The 1,173-nt window shown below is 43.7% G+C and carries 2 protein-coding genes; both read left to right on the top strand.

What is annotated here, in order from left to right:
* Nucleotides 1-241: 241 nt before the first annotated feature.
* Nucleotides 242-772: a hypothetical protein gene (locus tag V7L95_RS04180; protein WP_340968179.1), complete on the top strand. Its 531-nt coding sequence runs from the start codon at nucleotides 242-244 to the stop codon at nucleotides 770-772.
* Between the two features lie 134 nt (nucleotides 773-906).
* Entirely contained in the window at nucleotides 907-1,050 is a 144-nt protein-coding gene (locus tag V7L95_RS04175; protein WP_340968177.1) for a hypothetical protein, read from the top strand.
* The last annotated feature ends 123 nt before the right edge of the window (nucleotides 1,051-1,173 follow it).

The raw sequence follows: 1,173 nt of genomic DNA, 5'->3' as shown, positions 1-1,173 counted from the left end.
CGTGATAATATGACGTGCTCCAATTTGATACGCAAGAATTGGCCTTTTTCTTTTGTCCTTTTTTTTGATATTTTTCGGAAAAGTCTAAAAAACTAAGATTATCCAAAAACCACAAACTCCTCCTATTAAGATGCTAATATATGGTCATAGAAGAAAAATTATAAAAAACTTTAAATCAAATGTCCCGATTCATACGGACCATATGCGACTGTATAAGTGTAAGGGACGGGAGGAGAAAAACTTGGATAAACAAAAATTTAATAGACTACAACTGGCCGCAGATTACGGAGCGATTCCGTATGTGCAAAGAGAATCGCAACGAATCGCACACTTAGTTCCCGACCAAACATCGTTCGAGCAGCGGTGCTTTAACTCGATAGGCTACTGGCTCGAAAGGTACGAAGACAACGGGCGCGATAAGAAAGCGTTGATACAACGTATTATCGCAAGGGAACGAAACAAGTACCTGAAGGCTTCACGAAAAGAAGCGGCTTTATCTATAGAAGGAATGCGAGACGACGGCAATGTCTCGTGGGAACCTCACGACAGTTTGGCGACTATCGATGACGGTTTATTGGCAAAAGAAAAGATCGCTCTGTTGGCGCAGAACGACCTTCGTAAAAAGGTAATACTCGAATGTTGGACCGATGGCTTTACGAATATGACAGAGATTTCCGCGTTGTTGGCGCAACGCTTTGGTGGAAATTCCGAAACACATCGAAAGTTTATCCGTCGGTTTCAACTACACTGTCAACGCGAACTAACAGCATAACCACGTATCTAGGCACGAGGGCTTCGCTACGTATTTTAATGATAATCGATTGAGAATCGAATTTCAAGCGAACGCGATACGAACAACCCTCTGTCTAGTACGTTTAACCTAATCGAAAAGGAGACTAACGTACTATGAAACGACCTGCAAACGATTTCCCACCCGCAATTAATATCCAAAAATTAACGGAATTACAATACGAAGGCGCGCTTTACCGCGAAGACGATCCGGCTGACTTTTATCGTCCTGCGACCATTAAGACGGTGCGCGTCGGATGAACTTTCAATTCGGGCCACACGCACGAAAAGCGCTTAAGGACCGTTTCGGAATCACGAACTATTACGCGTCTTACAAATGGCTGGCTGAACGCCTGTCTTCTGCGGTCGATCTTGGTATCAGCG

The organism is Bacillus sp. PPSBB_11, assembly GCF_038023285.1.
GTDB lineage: Bacteria > Bacillota > Bacilli > Bacillales > Bacillaceae > Bacillus > Bacillus altitudinis.
Note: the sequence above shows the minus strand (reverse complement) of the source record. Positions and strands in the feature narration are given on the sequence as shown.